Annotated in this window: 13 protein-coding genes; 4 read left to right on the top strand and 9 right to left on the bottom strand. The window is 56.9% G+C overall.

The genetic code is table 11. The annotated features are described in order from the left end of the window. Positions 1 to 84 precede the first annotated feature (84 nt). The 6 genes from QZ460_RS07900 to QZ460_RS07925 form a co-directional block, all read right to left on the bottom strand. Entirely contained in the window at positions 85 to 1,008 is a 924-nt protein-coding gene (locus tag QZ460_RS07900; protein ID WP_290541034.1) for a fimbrillin family protein, read from the bottom strand. Between the two features lie 168 nt (positions 1,009 to 1,176). Then, entirely contained in the window at positions 1,177 to 2,139 is a 963-nt protein-coding gene (locus QZ460_RS07905; protein WP_290541035.1) for a DUF5119 domain-containing protein, read from the bottom strand. Then, positions 2,139 to 3,398, bottom strand: coding sequence for a DUF3575 domain-containing protein (locus QZ460_RS07910; RefSeq protein WP_290541036.1), 1,260 nt, complete (start codon positions 3,396 to 3,398; stop codon positions 2,139 to 2,141). The genes QZ460_RS07905 and QZ460_RS07910 overlap by 1 nt, the downstream gene beginning before the upstream one ends. A gap of 341 nt (positions 3,399 to 3,739) precedes the next feature. Next, a complete protein-coding gene (locus tag QZ460_RS07915; protein WP_290541037.1) occupies positions 3,740 to 4,624 on the bottom strand; it encodes an AraC family transcriptional regulator in 885 nt (294 codons plus the stop codon). 711 nt (positions 4,625 to 5,335) lie between these two features. Then, positions 5,336 to 7,474 carry a methylmalonyl-CoA mutase gene (gene scpA, locus QZ460_RS07920; RefSeq protein WP_290541038.1) on the bottom strand — a complete coding sequence of 713 codons (2,139 nt, stop codon included), beginning with the start codon at positions 7,472 to 7,474 and terminating at the stop codon, positions 5,336 to 5,338. A gap of 2 nt (positions 7,475 to 7,476) precedes the next feature. Beyond that, positions 7,477 to 9,324 carry a methylmalonyl-CoA mutase family protein gene (locus QZ460_RS07925; RefSeq protein WP_290541039.1) on the bottom strand — a complete coding sequence of 616 codons (1,848 nt, stop codon included), beginning with the start codon at positions 9,322 to 9,324 and terminating at the stop codon, positions 7,477 to 7,479. 618 nt (positions 9,325 to 9,942) lie between these two features. Between QZ460_RS07925 and QZ460_RS07930 the strand changes: the two genes are divergently transcribed. Then, entirely contained in the window at positions 9,943 to 12,099 is a 2,157-nt protein-coding gene (locus QZ460_RS07930; protein ID WP_290541046.1) for a glutamine synthetase III, read from the top strand. A gap of 320 nt (positions 12,100 to 12,419) precedes the next feature. On the opposite strand, the gene rpsU is transcribed toward QZ460_RS07930, so the two are convergent. Further along, complete coding sequence (gene rpsU, locus QZ460_RS07935; protein WP_015547895.1) at positions 12,420 to 12,611, bottom strand: 30S ribosomal protein S21; 192 nt, start codon at positions 12,609 to 12,611, stop codon at positions 12,420 to 12,422. 95 nt (positions 12,612 to 12,706) lie between these two features. Further along, the gene (locus tag QZ460_RS07940) at positions 12,707 to 13,768 is read right to left on the bottom strand and encodes a helix-hairpin-helix domain-containing protein (RefSeq protein ID WP_290541040.1); all 1,062 of its coding nucleotides are present in this window, start codon (positions 13,766 to 13,768) and stop codon (positions 12,707 to 12,709) included. Positions 13,769 to 14,038: 270 nt separating this feature from the next. On the opposite strand from QZ460_RS07940, the gene QZ460_RS07945 reads away from it, so the two are divergent. Further along, on the top strand, positions 14,039 to 14,413 hold the full coding sequence (locus QZ460_RS07945; RefSeq protein ID WP_290541041.1) for a BlaI/MecI/CopY family transcriptional regulator: 375 nt from the start codon (positions 14,039 to 14,041) through the stop codon (positions 14,411 to 14,413). 4 nt (positions 14,414 to 14,417) lie between these two features. Further along, positions 14,418 to 15,797 (top strand): M56 family metallopeptidase, encoded by a 1,380-nt coding sequence (locus QZ460_RS07950; RefSeq protein ID WP_290541042.1) that lies wholly within the window; start codon positions 14,418 to 14,420, stop codon positions 15,795 to 15,797. Positions 15,798 to 15,869: 72 nt separating this feature from the next. Here the strand turns inward: QZ460_RS07950 and QZ460_RS07955 are convergent, their stop codons facing one another. After that, entirely contained in the window at positions 15,870 to 17,711 is a 1,842-nt protein-coding gene (locus QZ460_RS07955) for a hypothetical protein (protein ID WP_290541043.1), read from the bottom strand. Between the two features lie 452 nt (positions 17,712 to 18,163). Between QZ460_RS07955 and QZ460_RS07960 the strand changes: the two genes are divergently transcribed. Further along, positions 18,164 to 18,418: hypothetical protein (locus QZ460_RS07960; protein WP_290541044.1), on the top strand; the 255-nt coding region annotated here is incomplete at its 3' end.

Raw genomic sequence — 18,418 nt, forward strand, 5'->3', positions numbered from 1 at the left:
CAAATGAGAGGCGCAATTTTTTGGTGAGAAGAGTACACAATTCCATGTACTCTTCTCGATAGCCCTATCTAACCGAAAATTTAGTTACATGATGATATCGGGCTGCTGCGCGTCCTGCCAAGAATCGACGGTAACCGTGAATTTGATGGCTTGGCCAAGAATGTCAACACCGGGATTGGGTTCTTCGGGATCCACTTTGCCGGCTCCATTCGAGAAGTCGAGCGTGTAGACATATTTCTTGCCGGCTTCCCAGTTCGTGTCGATGGGAACCGCCACCCATCCGTATTCCTTGGCTGCGTTGTGGGGATAAACCTGGGCTCCGTCCTTGGTCTTGATGTTGACTTGAACCGAGAGATAGGCTCCTTTTTTTGAATTGTTCTTATCGTTCTCCGCATCCCATTTCACGAGTCGCTGGGGGAGCAGCATGGCGTTGTCATTCTCGTTCCCCATAATGGAGATGGCATTCGCGGACAGAGTTTTTGCCTCGGTGTAGGTGACGTCATACTTCGCCTTGGTATCAGTGTTCAAAGTCCATGCGGAAGTCGTGAAATCGAATGCTCCCTTCGATACGGGCTGGCCGATGCGTACGCCGGTTACCTTGAAGACATAGGCTTCGTTGGCATTTTTTGCCTTGACTTCAATTTGGCTCAGACGGTGGGCGAACGTAAGCGCCACACCTGCCGCTTCGTCGGCTTTGCTGCCGGTTGCAGTGGCCGTGATGAAATCTTTCTGTTCGCTGATTGTTGTCTTGGGGCTGAAATCCGTGAGTTTCTTCTCCGAGGCATTGATGGTCAACGTACCGCCCAGTTCCGTTTTTGAGGGAGCGTAAGCGAAGAACGAAAGCTGGCTGCCGTCGCTCGGCCAGTAGTAGACCATGGAAGAGGTATATATGTTCTGGTTCTTGGTGAACTCCAAGTCGGAGAAAAAGCTGTTGCTGTTTTTGTCAAGAGCCGAAACAAAGAAGCTGTTCAGGTTATTGATCGTCGTCTCCGTTGCGCGGGTGGCCATGGCGGCACGAAAGTCAATTGCACTGCCGGAAGTCGTGTTAACCAGTTCGTCTTTGGAGCAGGATACAATAGCCGAAGAAGCTAAAGCAATCAGGAATAGTTTTTTTTGCATGACATGAAAGTTTTTAAATTGGTGTTTGTGTCTGTAAAGTGAGTATGGGTGTTTGTTTTACATTTCGATCTCCACATCGACCGAGTGCCAATTATCCACGGAAGGATTGAATCCGCTTCCGTCACCCAGGGGTTTGGGAATGGGCAGTCCGTCCAGAACAATATGAATGTTGCGTTGGTCGGGAGCATTGTGAACCTGATCCGTCACATCGTAGGTGTGGTACCATTTGCTGGCATCCGCCAATACGGCATAGATGATCAGCGAGTGTTGGGTCTGCCGGGACGAACAATGTCCGAACATCCGTAGTTGTCCATCGATAATGCCCTTGTCGGGAGTCATCTTTGCCTCGAACGGGATGGTCACCCTATCCTCGCTGAGCGCATCGCTTCCCTTGCCGGGGAAGAGTCCGGCGGCCATGCTCGACAGTGTTCCGCTTATGGCATTGACGTATTTCAGATTCTTGGCATTGCGGATTTCCACCGTGCAGGTGCTTACCGATTGCTCCGGATAGAGCGTAATAGTCGGCTCCTTTGCGTTTTTCAGGTCGATGTCCTCCATGTGTGCGGTCCAAATCATGTCCGGAGCGAGGTGAACGGGTTCTTTTTCTGTACCCTCGGCTCTGGGGGCATTCGCTATGGCAGCCTCGGACAGATTCATTTTTGCCAGAAGCTGTGTGGAGGGCGTGCTCACGTAGAAGGTCTGCTGAGTCCTGATGTCGGGATAGGTGATATTTTTCGTGTCGCTATTCAGGCACACGGCTTTGTACTTCTCTGTGGGGACTCTGATGCTTCCTCCTTTGTGATCGGTGAATTCATACCGCAGGGCCTCTCCTCCCTTTTCGGGAAACAGATAGAGCGCCATCGATTTGGGCGAGGCCTGAGGGGCTTTCGTCCAATCGAAAACCACATTGACGTCTGTTGAGTGCGGATGGTCGTAGCACAGTTCCTTGTGTTTGCACGAGGCCATCGTTGTCAGAATCGCTGCACCCATGAAAATATGTTGGTAAAGTCTCTTTGTCATTATTTCCCTCCTTTCGCATTATAGTTGCCGCGACCAATGAGCCACACCAAAGAGATTTCGGCTTTCGTGGGGCCAAACCAGTGTCGCTGCCTGGTCTGTTTCCATACGTAGTGTTCGTCTATCGGGTCGTATTTCTTATACTCGCCGCCCAAGTAACCGATTCCGATTCCGAAATCGAGGTTCAGCCTCCGCCCGATCGGCAGCGAGTAGCCGTATTCCACACCGACGCCGTAGGACAGTTTGGACTGATAACCCGTTCCTCCGAGTTCAAAATCGTAGGTCAGCATCTGGCCGTAGAGCCCGAGGTGGTGCCCCGTGAGGGGTTTGGTTTCGGCCCGTCGTCCGAAGTATTTTCTGACGCCCAATTCTCCTCCGTAGGTGCGCCAGTAGTTGTGTCGGTTGTCGTTTTTCCACCAGGCGTACATCCAGTTTCCTTCGATGCTCCAGCCGTTCTTCAGGTAAAACTCGATGCCGATGTTCGGAATCAGCGCCGCGTCGTAGAGCAGGTTTGTTTTCAGGGCCATGTAGAATGGCTTCTTTTCGGGAGCGGTCGGAGTGACGGCTTCGGAAACGGGTTCGGGCTCCTCGACCGCGGGGGAAGCGGCTGCTTCCGGCGCTTTCGGATCTTCGGTCATGCCGATCTCAGGCTGGGGAGCTTCGAGGCGCTCCACGATGCAGGAAATGTCGGACTCCGAGTTGCGCAAATCGGGGAAGAAATACTTGTACATGTGCCGGTAGGCGCGCCCTCCGTGCAGCATTCCCAATTGGCGGTGTCGGCCGTCGACTATAACATTGTTCTTGAAAATCCATTCCGGGGTCTCGTTCAGAATCTTCAGAACCTCGTCGCGATAGGGCATGTCCGAATTCTTGACCATCTCGGCCAGCCCTTTCCAGTTGATGCCTTGGGGTGCCATGTCGAAGAGCGAGTCGGGGAGATTTGTGGTGCGGCGGATGAAATCGACAATCGCCTGTGCCCGTTTTTCCGCCAATCGCTGGTTCATGGCATAGCTGCCTTCGGGGGAAGCAAAGGCTTCGATGCGAATTGTTCTGATTCGGCGCAAGGAGTCCTTTTTCAAATCGTGGATCCCCTGGGAGAATTGTTTCAACCGCATCTCATTGCCACGATACGACGGCTCGAGTTTGGCGTATCCCTGCCGGAAATAAACCTTTAGTCCCAGCGTATCCGTCTCCAATGTATTCCGGGCGAATAGCGTTCCGCAGAACAGGGTTAGGATCGATAATAAAAAAATTCTTTTCATTTACATGTGTTTTGGTTTTTATTAGTTAATAGCAACGGTTGCCGTCTGTTTGTGGTCGTATTTGGATTTTCTGTTATTTCGAGTGCAAAAGTAGTGGTGGATGTTTTGAAAAAAATTACCATTGTGCGCCATTTATTTATCTTTTCAACCCATTTGTACCCCAATGAATCGCATGAGTTTCATTTAATCCGATGTATCATGAATGGTCCGACAGGTGCCGATTGGAATCCCTCTTCCGGATCCGCCTCATGAGACGTAAAAACAAGGACAGCCGGAGATGACACTCCGGCTGTCCTTGTTTTTGCAAATGCCAGGGGCCTTTTACCCCGCTGCATCCTGTTTTATAATTCGATCTCGTCTGCTGTGGCAATTTCTATTCCGCGACGCTCTTTGACCAATTTTCTCCACTCTGTGGGGGTATATCCCAAGTTGTTTTTGCAATAGCGGCTGAATTGTGGTTGCGACGAAAAATTGAGTTCTTCGGCAATGTCTCCGATGCGATTGTCCTCGTCGGCCAGTTTGTGTTTTATTAACAAGGTCAGCTGCTTCTGCAACCAGTCGTTGGGCGATTCGTTAAATTCTGCGACAAATTTTCTGTTGAAATGGGTGATGGAGTAGCCGCACAACCGTGCGAGTTCCTTCACGGTTCGTGCCTTGCGGAAGTGACGCAGAACATTTTTCTTGAATGCTCCATGGTTTCCCAAAACCGGGTGAAAGAATTCGGCCTGCTCCATGGTGGAATAGTAGAACCGGATACTAAAGAACAGTTCCTTGAGTTTGAGCTTGTGGAAAATTGCACAATTGACACCGTCGTTCAGGTAAGCGATCAGCAGATCGAGAAAACTCGTAAGATGTGGACGGATATCAAGCACCGGCATCTCTTTCTTGCTTATGGCTTCCATCTTGCCTAATTGCGAAAACGGATTTTTCTCGCAACTCTGAACCGGGTGTTCGAACAAGGCGATGACCACATTGGTCTCCCGGAATACGCGCAGTTTGAAAATACAACTCCGGTTCAGGCAAAGCATCTTTCCTTCCGGTACGCGGACAACCTCGTCGTTACGCGATAATTCCAGGCATCCGTTTTGCACAAACAGGATGCAGTCCGTCCCCGGCATTTCGTCCTCGGCCTCCCCTTCCCGCAATTGGCAATAGATAAATCCTTCTTTGGCTTTTTGCGCGTAATTGCAACATGAGGCGTGTTCACTTAGGTTTAGTAGTCCCATTGCATTTATTGAATTGAGTGTGTATGTTGGTGTGTTTGTGGTGTCAAGAGCTGAAATATCTTTATCGCTTTAGGGCGATGTTGTCCGTAAAGGCATGGTTGGTATGTCTTATCAGGGATAAAGCGGATTGAATGGCGGCTTAGCGTACGTTTGGGGATGCTGATTCTTCTCTTTGCAGAGAGCTTGAGGTATTTTCTTCGTGCCTGGTTCCTGCTTTTTTCGAAGCGTACGACTTCCGGTTCATAAATAGGGCTTAAATGATACGAAGATATTAATTTTATTCTATTTGAGAAATAATTTGCCTGCACTTTTATCCCTTTCTGCCTTTTTTGTTTTGTTTCCGGTACCTCAAACCTCCTCTTTCTGCCTGCACTCCTCCCCGCACAACCCCGGCCGATGTGTGCTTGCCGCCGGTTTCTAATTTGCAATTCTCCGCCTCGCCCAATCGGACGGAGCAAACGGGGCGGGGGATTTTCCCCTTGTTGTGGGCGCGGACTCTCTTTCCGAAGCGGATGGGAGCCGTTTTTGAAGAGTCCGTTTCTTGTGTGCAGCGAGTTGCGAAAACCGGACGCTGCGCCGTGCCGGCACCGCACGGCCTTGGGGCGGAACTCTCTCTTTCTTCGAGTGAAACCCGTCTCCGGGCTCTCTTTTTTCCACAAAAAAACGCCTCGGTCGCAGGACCGGGGCGTTTCTCTTGTTGGTGCCGGAATGTTACTCGGCGAGCAGGATCTCGAGGATCTTGATGGCTGCCGTGGCAATCGGCGTTCCGGGGCCGAAGATGGCGGCGGCACCGTCGCGGTAGAGTTCATCGTAGTCCTGAGCCGGGATCACACCGCCGACGATGACGATGATGTCTTCGCGGCCCAGCTTCTTCAACTCGGCGATGATCTGCGGCACGAGGGTCAGGTGACCGGCGGCCAGCGACGATACGCCGACCACGTGCACGTCGTTTTCGACAGCCTGCTTGGCGGCCTCCTCCGGAGTCTGGAACAGCGGACCCATGTCGACGTCGAAGCCGATGTCGGCATAACCCGTAGCGACCACCTTGGCGCCGCGGTCGTGTCCGTCCTGACCGAGCTTGGCGATCATCACGCGCGGCTGACGGCCCTCTTTCTTGGCGAATTCGGCGCACAGCTCCTTGGCGCGCTCGAAGGATTTGTCGTTTTTCACTTCTGAAGAGTAAACACCTGAAATGGAACGGATAATAGCTTTGTAGCGGCCTACGACCACTTCGCAGGCATCGGAGATTTCACCCAGCGATGCGCGGACCTTGGCGGCTTCGACGGCCAGTTCGAGCAAGTTGCCCTGCTTGGTCTTCACACACTCGGTGATGGCGGCCAGAGCCTTCTGCACAGCCGCTTCGTCGCGGTTGGCGCGCAGCTCCTTGAGCCGCTTGATCTGGCTCTCGCGCACGGCCGTGTTGTCCACGGCGAGAATGTCGATCGGGGCCTCCTTCTCCAGACGGTATTCGTTGATACCGATGATCTTCTCCTCACCGGAGTCGATGCGGGCCTGCTTGCGGGCCGAAGCCTCCTCGATACGCATCTTCGGAATGCCGGTTTCGATGGCCTTGGCCATACCGCCCAGCTTCTCGACCTCCTCGATGCGTTCCCAGGCCTTGTGGGCGATCTCGTTGGTCAGCGTCTCGATGTAGTAGGAGCCTGCCCACGGGTCGACCTCGCGGCAGACGTTGGTCTCCTCCTGGATGTAGATCTGCGTGTTACGCGCAATACGTGCCGAGAAGTCGGTCGGCAGGGCAATTGCCTCGTCCAGGGCGTTGGTGTGCAGCGACTGGGTGTGTCCCAGAGCGGCACCCATGGCCTCGATGGCCGTGCGGGCCACGTTGTTGAACGGGTCCTGCTCGGTGAGCGACCAGCCCGAGGTCTGCGAGTGGGTACGCAGGGCCAGCGACTTGGGGTTCTTGGGGTTGAACTGCTTGACGATCTTGGCCCACAGCATACGTGCGGCGCGCATCTTGGCGATCTCCATGAAGTGGTTCATGCCGATGGCCCAGAAGAACGACAGACGCGGAGCGAAGGCGTCGACCGACATGCCGGCGTTGATACCTGCGCGCAGGTACTCCAGACCGTCGGCCAGCGTGTAGGCCAGCTCGATGTCGTTTGTGGCTCCGGCCTCCTGCATGTGGTATCCCGAAATCGAGATCGAGTTGAACTTGGGCATGTTCTTCGAGGTGTACTCGAAGATGTCGGCGATGATCCGCATCGAGAACTCGGGCGGATATATATAGGTGTTGCGGACCATGAACTCCTTGAGGATGTCGTTCTGAATCGTTCCGGCCAGCTGGTCGAGGGTGCAGCCCTGCTCCAGACCCGTCACGATGTAGAAGGCCAGGATCGGCAGCACGGCGCCGTTCATGGTCATCGACACCGACATCCGGTCGAGGGGAATGCCGTTGAACAGCACCTTCATGTCCTCCACCGAGCAGATCGACACACCGGCCTTGCCCACGTCGCCCACCACGCGCGGGTGGTCGGCGTCGTAGCCGCGGTGTGTGGCCAGGTCGAAGGCCACCGACAGACCTTTCTGTCCGGCGGCGAGGTTGCGGCGGTAGAATGCGTTGGACTCCTCGGCGGTCGAGAATCCGGCGTACTGACGGATGGTCCACGGACGCATCACGTACATCGTCGAGTAGGGGCCGCGCAGGAACGGGGCGATACCTGCCGCGTAGTTCAGGTGCTCCATGCCTTCGAGGTCTTCGGCCGTATAGGTGCCCTTGACGGGAATGCGCTCGGCCGTCAGCCACGGCTCCACCTGTCCGCAGCCTTTCGAGGCGCAGCAGCTTTTCTGCCCGCCTGCTTCATATGTCAGTTCTGAAAATTTAGCTCTCATGATCAGATGCCCATTTCTTTAAGATAAAACTTCAGAGTCTCCAGGACGTTCGACTTCACCGAGATGAAGTTCGTGATACCCTGGGCCTCCAGTTCGGGTGCGCATGCGGGGGCGCCGGCCACTACGAGAATGGCTTTGCCGGCGAGCAGCTCCTTCACCTTCGGTGCGGCCTCTGCGTAGTCGTCGTCCGAAGCGCAGACCACCACGATCTCGGCTTTCGATTCGAGTGCGGCCTTCACGCCCTCCTCGATCGACTTGAAGAAGGTGTTGTCCTGCACGCGGATTCCGGCGCAGGCGAAGAAATTGCACGAGAACTGAGCGCGGGCGCGGGCCATTGCCAGGCTGCCGCAGGTGAGCATGAACGCCTTGGGCTGTCTGCCCGAGCGGTCCACATGCAGACGCATCGCCTCGAAGGCCATGGCGCCGCGGTAGGGCTTGAGGACGTTGCCTTCGGCTGCGGGACGGGTGACGGCCTCGGTCGTGATCTCCGCCGGGGCCACCTCCGTGAAGTTGGGGAACTGGTTGGCGCCGAGCAGCGTCTGGCGGCGTGTTGCGATGGCCTTGTCCTTGGCTGCGGCCGAAGCCTCCACGCGCTCCTTGATGAAGCCGGCCTTGTAGGCCTCGGCGTAGCCGCCCTTCTCCTCGATCTCGAGGAAGAGCTTCCAGGCCTCAGCAGCGATCGACTGCGTGAGGTTCTCCACATAGTATGAACCGCCTGCGGGGTCTACCACCTGGTCGAAGTGCGATTCGTGTTTCAGAAGCAGTTCGACATTGCGGGCGATGCGCTTCGAGAACTCCGTGGGGTTTTCGAATGCGGCGTTGAAGGGCGTCACCTCCAGCGAATGTACGCCGGCGATCGTGGCCGACATGGCCTCCGTCGTGCCGCGGAGCATGTTGACATAGGGGTCGTAGACGGTCTGGTTCCAGTCGGCCGTGCGGGCGTGGATGTGCATCTTGCAGGCACAGTTCTTCGAGGGGTTGTAGCCCTTGACGATGTTGGCCCACAGCATGCGTGCCGCCCGGAACTTGGCGATTTCGAGGAAGTAGTTCGAGGTGACGGCGAACGAGAAGCGCAGCTTGCGGGCTGCCAGTTCGGCCTCCACGCCGACATCGGTCAGGTGGGCGATGTACTCGTTACCGGCCGAGAGGGCGAATGCCAGCTCCTCGACGATGGTCGACCCGGCGTTCGAGAAGATGCCGGCCGAGACGGTCACGATGCGGATGTGCTTGTACTCGCGGGTCTTTTCGATCAGCGATGCGATCCTGGCGAAGCACTTCTCGCCGTTGGGCGAGCAGAAGTCGCCTTTCTGCGAGAGACCCTTCACCAGCGGGTCGATTGCGAAGGCTACGTGTGCCTCCGCGGCGATGCCCTCCTTTTCGAGCTTGGCGATCACCAGTTCGGCGATTCTGCCCGTGTGAGCACCGCAGAAGACCATTTCGATGGCCGGGATCGAGATTCCGGCGAGCAGACGGTCGAGATCCTCGGCCGTGAAGTCTTCCTTCGCGATCGAGAAGCCCAAGGAGTCGACTCCCGAGTTGAGGAGTTTCAGCGCTTCGGCATTGGCCTCCCCGGGACATTTTACCTCGACGGTCTGATGCACGCGCCAGCGGTTGTGGCTGCGTGTACCTCTGACATACGGGAACTCGCCTGCCTGCGAGCCCAGAAACCGGATGCCTTCGAGGTTTTCGGCACGGTAGTAGGGGCGGACGTTGAATCCTTCTCCCGTACGCCACACCAGCTTACGCTCGTAATCGGCTCCTTTTAGGTCGGCTGTAATCACCTCTTCCCACTTTTCGGTCGGAACCGGCGGGAATTCGGTGAACAGCTTTTCACGTTTGGTATTTGCCATGACTATTTAGAGATTAGTATGTGGATAGTTTCGTTCTGTTTCAGAATTGCACGTAAAGTTATAAATTATTTGGCTAATTGTAACAAAAAATTGTTATGAAAATAACAGCAGGTGCGTTTTTTCCGGATTTTGCCGTCAGCGGCGTTTTCGGCCGGGCGGTGCGGATGTCGCTTTCGGTAGAGGTAAATAGTTGAATATTGGTCTTTATTTCCGGTTGTTTCGGGAAAATGTGAAAAAGTGGATTTTTGAGAGTTGTTGCTAAAAAAGAGGTTGTTTTTCGGAAAAAGACCGAATTTTTGGAGCGTGTGCGGCGAAAAACGGATGTTTTTTCGGGAAAATGGTGAAAAAAATACCTGTTTTTTCGAAAAACAAAGTTTTTGTAAAACCAATGTAACGGAATAATTCGTACATTTGCTGCCGGAACGAACGATGTACCGCAGCGGGGGAGCGGCCCCGGATTAGTCAGGTCGGCAACTCCTGCCGGAAGGCAGTTGTCCGGTTGAATTCCAGGTTAGGTTTTAGTTTGCAATTATCGGGTCCTTCCCCGCGCGGTTTTTTCTACGAATGCCAAATCCTTAATCAGTCAGGTATCATATGTCATCATTACTCAGATTCAAGATGGTCGATGCGGCCATAAATCACACGGCCGTCGAGGTGAAAATCCCCGAAGGGCGCCCGTCGGACTACTTCGGCAAGAAGGTATTCGGGCGTGCGGCCATGCGGAAGTATCTCGACAAGCGCACCTATGCGGTCCTGCTCGACACGATGGAAAAGCGCACGCCGCTCACGCGCGAAGTTGCGGACAGCATCGCTGCGGGGATGCGCCAGTGGGCGCTGGAGCACGGTGCGGACCACTATACCCACTGGTTTCAACCCCTGACGGGCGGTACGGCCGAGAAACACGATGCCTTTGCCGAGCCGGACGGCCTGGGCGGTGTGCTGGAGGAGTTCTCCGGCAAGCTGCTCGTGCAGCAGGAGCCCGACGCCTCGTCGTTTCCTAACGGCGGCATCCGCAATACGTTTGAGGCCCGCGGCTATTCGGCTTGGGACCCCACGTCGCCCGCCTTTATCGTCGACACGACGCTCTGCATCCCGACCGTCTTCATCGCCTACACGGGCGAGGCGCTCGACTACAAAGTGCCCTTGCTGCGCTCGCTGACGGCCATCGACAAGGCTGCCACGGAGGTGTGCCGCTATTTCGACAAGAATGTTGAGAAGGTTTTTGCCTACCTGGGCTGGGAACAGGAGTATTTCCTTGTGGACGAGAGCCTTTGGGCCGTTCGTCCCGACCTGATGCTCACGGGCCGTACGCTCATGGGGCACGAGTCGGCCAAAAACCAGCAGTTGGAGGACCACTATTTCGGGGCGATTCCTACGCGCGTGATGGCCTTCATGAAGGATCTCGAATACGAGTGTCTGAAACTGGGAATCCCGGTCAAGACGCGCCACAACGAGGTGGCCCCCAATCAGTTCGAACTGGCTCCGGTCTACGAGGAGGCCAACCTGGCCAATGACCATAACCAGCTGCTGATGACCATTATGGACAAGATCGCCCGCCGCCACCAGTTCCGCGTGCTGCTGCACGAAAAACCCTTCAAGGGGATCAACGGGTCGGGCAAACACAACAACTGGTCGTTGGGAACCGATACGGGAGTGAATCTGCTCGGTCCGGGCAAGACCGCTTCGGAGAACCTCCAGTTCATCACCTTCTTGGTGAACGTCATTTCGGCGGTATACCGGCACAACGGCCTGTTGAAGGCGTCGATCATGAGCGCCACGAACGCCCACCGTCTGGGAGCCAACGAGGCTCCTCCGGCCATCATTTCGACCTTCCTCGGGACGCAGGTGTCGGCCGTGCTGGACAAGCTGGCAGCCTCGAAGAGCGACGATGCGATCCGTTTCGACGCCAAGAACGTCTTCAAGATGAGCGGTATTTCGCACATCCCGACACTGCTGCTGGACAACACCGACCGCAATCGCACTTCGCCGTTTGCCTTCACGGGCAACCGCTTCGAGTTCCGTGCCGTGGGTTCGTCGGACAACTGTGCCGAGGCGATGATCGTGCTCAACGCGGCGATGGCATACGAACTGACCGAGTTCAAGAAGGCTGTGGATGCCAAGATCGAGGCCGGGGCCAAGAAGGAGAAGGCCATTTACGAGGTGCTCAAGCAGATGATCAAGGCCTGCAAGCCCATCCGGTTCGACGGCAACGGCTATTCGGATGCGTGGAAGGCCGAAGCGCAGAGCCGCGGTCTGGACTGCGAGACGTCGACGCCGCTGATCTTCGACCGCTATCTGGACGGGGAGAGCCTGAAGATGTTCGGCGACATGGGGGTCTTCACCAAGGTCGAACTCGAAGCCCGTACCGAGGTGAAGTGGGAGACCTACACCAAGAAAATACAGATCGAGGGCCGTGTGCTGGGTGACCTGGCGATGAACCACATCGTGCCGATCGCTTCGAAATACGAGGCGCAGCTGCTCGACAAGGTCTATAAGATGCATCAGATCGGGGGGCTGAATGCCGCGTCGGACATTCAGCTCATCAAGAGGATTCAGGACCATACGGCCTCGATCCAGAAACTCACCGGCGAGATGATCGACGCCCGCAAGGTTGCCAACCGGATCGAGGATCCGCGCGAAAAGGCCATTGCCTACCACGATACGGTGGCAGTCTGCTTTGACGAGATCCGCCGCCATATCGACAAGCTGGAAGAGATCGTCGACGATCAGATCTGGCCGCTGCCGAAATATCGCGAGCTGCTTTTCCTCAGGTAGTTACCTGCTCGGGATGCGGTGCTTTGCATGCCCCTCGAACGGGGCGGATGGAATGGGCTTCGGCACTGTTCGTCTGTCCCGTTCTTTGTGCTTTGCAATCCGGGCCGCGGAGGAGCTTCTGGCGGGGGCGAAACCTGACAGATCGTGCAATGCCGGCGGATGATGCGCGGGCGAGGGGGCCGGTCCGATTTTTCGATGCGACAGATGCCCCCCCCCTCCCTGCTTCTTCCTCGCCTCTCCTTTTCCTTTGGACGTAACGAAAAAACGGACGACTCCCCTTGGGAATCGTCCGTTTTTCGTAGCCACTCTGTGCAGCGGGCTTATTCGTCGTCGCGGTACATGTGTTCCACGTAAATGGCGTGCTGCATAGCCTCGCGCTTTGCGATCGAAGGCTTGGTGAAGTACTGGCGGCGGCGAAGCTCCTTCAGTACGCCCGTGCGCTCGTATTTACGTTTGAACTTTTTCAGGGCGCGCTCGATGTTTTCGCCCTCTTTTACCGGCATGATAATCATAATATTCTTTGTTTTTTGATGTTTTGAATCTGTTTGTTGGTTCTGAAAACTGTGGGGTGCGCATCCCGGATGCACGATTCCCGAAAAAAGTCGTTTTATTCGTCGGCAGGTCCGCTGTTTGGCCCGAATTTCAGATAAGGAGTCAGTCGCGCTGCCTCCTCGCGGGTCAATATGTTCTGTTTTATCAATTCCTCAGCGGTGCTCCAACCTCCTTTCAACTGTCTTGTTTTCAGTAGATTTCGTAGTGTCTGCGGTGCTATGTAGGGGTGTTTCCCCAGCACTTTCGGACTTGCAAAGTTAATATCAATTTTCCGAATTTTGCAACTATCGCAGTAAATTTGTTTCAAAATTTTTTTGTAGTTGCGTTCCCTCACTCCCGGAACCTCTGCGAGTTGCTCCACGCGGACGAATCCGCCGAGCCGTTCGCGGTAGTGCATGATCGCCACGACGGTCTTGGGGCCGATGCCCACCACCGAGCGCAGCGTCGCCGAATCGGCCGAGTTCAGTTCCACGGGCTGTTCGATCGGCCGCGCCTGCTGTTCGGGGAAGATGACGTAGGGCTCCAGCGCCGCGGCCACTGAGTCGCTCACAACGTAGCATTCGCGCAGGTCCTCCATGTCGTAGATGCCGCTCAAATCCCGCCAGCGGATGAACACCTCGGCCTGACGCTTCGACAAGGCTCCGATGGCGCGCAGATAGCGGGCGCTCACCGTGTCGATGCGGAACGCTTCGGGAGCGATCGGCTCGGGGAGGATGCGCTCCGTGCGGTACTTCCGGGGGGCGATGGCGTATTTGCGGCCGATGCGCACCCAGGGTTCGAGCCGTCGGTAGAGCGAGTCGCTGATGCCGTAGCAGAGTGTCAGGTCCTCGGGTATGCGGAACACTTTCCCCGCGGCGCGGTATTTCAGCAGACTCACCGCTTCGTACTTCGTGAGCCCGAGCCGCCGCAGCTCGTCGAGCGAGGCTGTGTTGGGATCGAAATGCGCCATCGCGATGCTGTCCGCGGGCAACGTCTCCTCCATCTCGGCCTCGGCGCGGCGGGCCGCTTCGGGGTCGGCCGCCGGGCGTACGAGCATCAGGGCGATGATCAGCAGTCCGGCCAACGGCAGAAATACCGCCGTCGCGCGTATTTCACGGTCGGAAAATAGTTTAGCCATTGTTTTGTTTGTATGATCCTGTGCTTTCTTTCAAAGATACGGATTAATCTTCGAATTTCGGAAAAAATGAGTAACTGAATTTTTTAGTTGTGAAACTATATAAAATAGTTGCATGTGAATTTTTTTTAGTTACCTTTGTTGTCGGAAGGATGGGCGTTGACCCTTGCACCGGCTCCGGCCGGGGTGTTTGGCGCCGCCGCCGATGCCGGCCCACTCCGGTTGGCCGGTCGGATTGAAAACGATACCCGATCAAGTTTGTTGGAACCCAATATGAAAGAGAATCCTGAAAAACTGACACGCCGGGAAGAGGAGTTGATGCGTTGCTTCTGGGAACACGGTCCGCTGTTCGTGCGCGAACTGGTGGCCCTTTCGCCCGATCCCAAACCCCATTTCAACACCCTTTCGACGATGGTCCGTGCGCTCGAGGCCAAGGGCTATGTCTCCCACAACTCCTTCGGCAGCACCTACCAATACTATCCGGTGGTGAGCGAGGAGGAGTTTTCGCGCTCGACGCTCGGCAGTGTGATCCGCCGCTATTTCGAAAACTCCTACCTCGGGGCGGTCTCGGCGCTGGTCGAGGAGGAGAAGATCTCGCTCGGCGAACTGCGCAGCCTGATCTACCGCATCGAAAAACAAAACCGATAGTGCCATGTACGACCTGATGATTTACAGCCTGAAAGTCGGCGTCTGCCTGGCCGTCTTCTACCTCTTTTTCAAATTGCTGTTGAGCCGTGAGACCTTCCACCGCCTCAACCGGATCGTGGTCCTGGGGGCGATGTGCCTCTCGTTTGTGCTGCCGCTGTGCGTGATCACGGTCTACCGTGAAATTCCCGTCCTGCCGGAAATTCCGGGCGGGGAGGCCGCTGCGGCGGCTGTGGACGATCCGCTTTCCGGATCGGCTCCGTGGAGAATGATCGCCGGGACGGTCTTTTTGATCGGGGCGGTCGCCACACTGCTGTGGACGCTTTGCTCGTTCATCGGAGTCCTGCGCCTGATCCGCGGCGGACGCCGCGAGCGGCTGGCCGACGGGGCCGTGCTGGTGCACACGGAACAGCCCGTGACGCCTTTCAGCTGGGGACGCTATATCGTGATGTCCGGGAGGGATCTGGCGGAAAACGGCGAGGTGATTCTGCTCCACGAACGGGCGCACCTGCGGCTGCGTCATTCGCTCGATCTGGTCGTGACCGACGTTGCGGGCTGCCTGCAATGGTTCAACCCCGCGATGTGGCTGCTGCGTCGCGAACTGCGGGCCATCCACGAATACGAGGCCGACGAGGCGGTGCTCGACAGCGGTGTCGACGCCCGGAGCTACCAGATGTTGTTGCTAAAAAAAGCTGTTGGCGGGAGGTGGTGCTCAATTGCCAACAGCTTCAGTCACAGTAAACTTAAAAACCGTATTACCATGATGTTACGTAAAAAATCGTCGCGGTGGGCTGGAGCCAGGGTGCTTCTGCTCCTGCCGCTCACGGCCGTTGCCCTGGGGGCTTTCGCCCAAACCGCCTATGTCTTTCCGGAGGACAAAGGTACAAAAGAAAACACGACTCTCCGAATCCGAAGTCAAAAATCCACGCCGGATTTGAAGGAAAGAGTCTTGATTCTGGTCGATGGTCGGGAGGTGATGACACTCGACAGCCTCGACGCCAGCGACATCAAGTCGATCACCGTGCTCAAGGATTCGACGGCCGTGGCCGCTTACGGCGACAAGGGCAAGGACGGAGTGATTCTGGTAACGCTCAAAAAGACCGGAGAACCGGACGAGGTGGTACCGGTTGCCGATCTGAAAGGCAAAGCCGTAAAGATCACCCGGGCGGGGCTCGAATCGGGTTCCTGGGGGCAGGTTGCGCAGAAGGGCGGATTTTCCGACGGCGTACTGCTCTGTATCGACGGTCGGGAGGCCTCGAAGGAGGAGGTTGAAAGCCTTCCGGCCGAGCGCATTAGACAGATGGAGGTCTATAAGGGAGAGGAGGCCGTGAAGCGTTACGGCGAGAAGGGGCGTAATGGCGTGGTCGAGATTCATACCCACCGGTAACGGCCGCAAGCCGTTGAAAAGTACGCGGAAGCGGGGGATTCGTTGCAATCCTCCGCTTTTTTGCAGGTGTCCCTATTTGAATTCGACAATCTCGGGCCGTGTCGGCCGATAGCGGTACTGCTCCATGCGTGTCGGGTTCGAAAGGCGGAAGTATTCGCTCTCGACCAGTCCGCGCTTGCCGAAGGCCACGCCCAGCTGGATTTGGATCGTGTTGAACACCAGCCGTTCGTTTCGCAGCCGCACGCCCAGTCCGAACGAGGTGAAGAAGTCGTTTTTGAAGATATTGGGCGAATAGCCGATCAGCCCGAAGTCGGCGAACCCGAAGACGGCGATGCGAAATCCCAGCGGCTGATAGGGGGTGAATATCACCGTCTCGGTGTTGAGAATCATGCGGTTGGTACCGGTGATGTACTCCTTGAGGGCCTGCAGCCCGTCGGTGCGCGTGAAGCGGATGCTCTCGTTGTTGCCCGTCGTACGGTTCCAGCCCTGGGTGTAGTTGAAGGCGAGGAACTGACGGATGCGGCTGCGTCTGAACAGAAAAAGGTTGGAGAACCACCGCAGGTCGACATCGACGGCGCTGCGCTGCCACATGCCGTTTTCGAGGTCTATGTAGCTGCCGAGCGTGAATCCGCCCATGATGTAGCCCATTGCGCGGAATCCGCCCGTTTCGTAGCTTGTGCCGAGGTAGAGGGCGTCGTTGAATTCGCCCCACGAATAGCCGGTCGTCACTTCGGCCTTGTAGCCCGTCGCCAGGTACTCGCGCGTACCGAATCCATAGATCATGTTGGCCGCGTAGAATTTTTCGCGGTAGAGACCTCCGCCGACCAGCAGGGCGTCCTGATCGTGCAGTGCGGGGTTGTGGTCCGGGGCCACGAGGGGCCTGCGGCTCACACGCCGGTAGTTGTAGCGCCCCGAGAGATAGACGCTCGACTTGATCCCGTGCAGGTAGTGCGAGTAGCCGCCCCAGACGTCGAGGTTGCGCTCCTTGACCAGCAGTGACGTGTCCTGTTCGATCATGTAGTGCTTGGCTTTGACGTCGCTGTACGTGAGGCCTATCTCGTAGTCGGTCGGTTGGAGGAATTCCTTGCGCATGCCGAGGTTGAGCGTCGAGTTGTAGAAGTCGCGGCCGCCGCCGATCTCCGCGGTGTAGAAGGTCCCGAGCAGGTTGGGGATCTCGTATTCGACCATGTTGCCGCCGTAGGAGAAGTCCTTGCGGCTGAAGTTGGTCATGAATTTGAGCTTGTTGCCCGACCCCAGGATGTTGGCGTCGGAAAGTCCCACCATCGTCCGTCCCCCGGAATGCCATCCTCCGTCGACGGAGATGGTCCAGCTGTCGTGCGTGGTGATCAGGAGGTTCACGCGTGTCGAGTCCACCGAGTCGGGGAGTATCGCGACGTCGATGTCCGAGATGTAGCCGCGCGAGAGAATCAGCTGTTTGGTGCGCACGACGAGCTGCGGGTCGAGCTTGTCGCCCGAGCGGAACAGCAGGTCGCGCCGGATGACGCGGTCGCGCGTGAGCATGTGGGTTTTGTTGGCCATGCGCTCGAGGCGGTTGCGCGAGGGGTCGAAAATCTGCCGGCGTTCGATGGCGATGTCGCCGATGGTTTTTCCGGCATAGGGCTCCAGGAGACGGCTCTCGTCGGTCACGCGTCCGTTCATCGTGGTGTCGAGCACGGGTTTTACGAAGAGCATCCGGTAGAGCATGCGTGGCACGGTGCGCCGGCTGGTTTTCGACTGGATGCTGTCGTAGAGACGCTGGGTGCGTGCCGTTGCATCGGGATTTGCCACGCGGGCGCTGTCGGGCATGAACCGGCCGGGAGCATGCGTGCCGGGACCTGCGGCACGGACCGAAAAGGCCGCTGCCACCCCGATCAGAATCAGGGTCAGGTGGAATATGCGGAGCCGGGAGAACATTGTGTCAAAGATAACGGATTTTTTCGGCAAAAAGTGCGATGCTGGGGTCTAAATTGGGGATTCGATTCCCTCGGGCTCCGATTATCGACTCTCGGCGGTGCCTGTAGTTTCGCGCAGGACGCAGAATCGCTCCCTTGCGCGGAGCAGCGGAGTGCTCCACCCGCCCCGCCCGGAGCAGCGGAGTGCTTCATCTGCTCCGCTCGAAGAGCCATGCGCTCCATTCGCCCCGTCCGGAGGAGTGGAGCGCTCCACCCGCTCTGCTCGAAGAGCCGTTCGCCCGTCCGTCCCTCCCGGAGCAGCGGAGTGCTTCATCTGCTCCGCTCGAAGAGCCATGCGCTCCATTCGCCCCGTCCGGAGGAGTGGAGCGCTCCACCCGCTCTGCTCGAAGAGCCGTTCGCCCGTCCGTCCCTCCCGGAGCAGCGGAGTGCTTCATCTGCTCCGCTCGAAGAGCCATGCGCTCCATTCGCCCCGTCCGGAGGAGTGGAGCGCTCCACCCGCTCTGCTCGAAGAGCCGTTCGCCCGTCCGTCCCTCCCGGAGCAGCGGAGTGCTTCATCTGCTCCGCTCGAAGAGCCATGCGCTCCATTCGCCCCGTCCGGAGGAGTGGAGCGCTCCACCCGCTCTGCTCGAAGAGCCGTTCGCCCGTCCGTCCCTCCCGGAGCAGCGGAGTGCTTCATCTGCTCCGCTCGAAGAGCCATGCGCTCCATTC

This window comes from Alistipes sp. (assembly GCF_020026455.1).
Classification (GTDB): domain Bacteria; phylum Bacteroidota; class Bacteroidia; order Bacteroidales; family Rikenellaceae; genus Alistipes.